The organism is uncultured Pseudoteredinibacter sp., assembly GCF_947502065.1.
GTDB lineage: Bacteria > Pseudomonadota > Gammaproteobacteria > Pseudomonadales > Cellvibrionaceae > Pseudoteredinibacter.
The window spans coordinates 1-235 of sequence record NZ_CANMYE010000048.1 but is presented as its reverse complement, the minus strand read 5'-3'; the positions used below and the strand labels follow the sequence as shown (position 1 = coordinate 235).

Below are 235 nucleotides of genomic sequence, written 5' to 3'. Positions count from 1 at the left end.
ATGACTGGGGTGAAGTCGTAACAAGGTAGCCCTAGGGGAACCTGGGGCTGGATCACCTCCTTAAACGATATTGTCCCACTTTGTAAGTGCTCACACGCATTGCTTGATTAGACTTTGATTTGGAATTCAGAAGAAAAATATTTCTTTGAGATATTTTTCTTCTGATTTTTACAATCAGACGTTCTTTAACAAGGTGGAAAGTAAAGTTGTAATACTGCAAATTAATTGACGAGTA

At 37.9% G+C, this 235-nt stretch carries 1 rRNA gene; it reads left to right on the top strand.

Annotation, left to right across the window (positions count from 1 at the left end):
• Positions 1–63: ribosomal RNA gene (locus tag Q1A41_RS20315) — 16S ribosomal RNA — on the top strand; the annotation flags it as partial.
• Positions 64–235 lie beyond the last annotated feature (172 nt).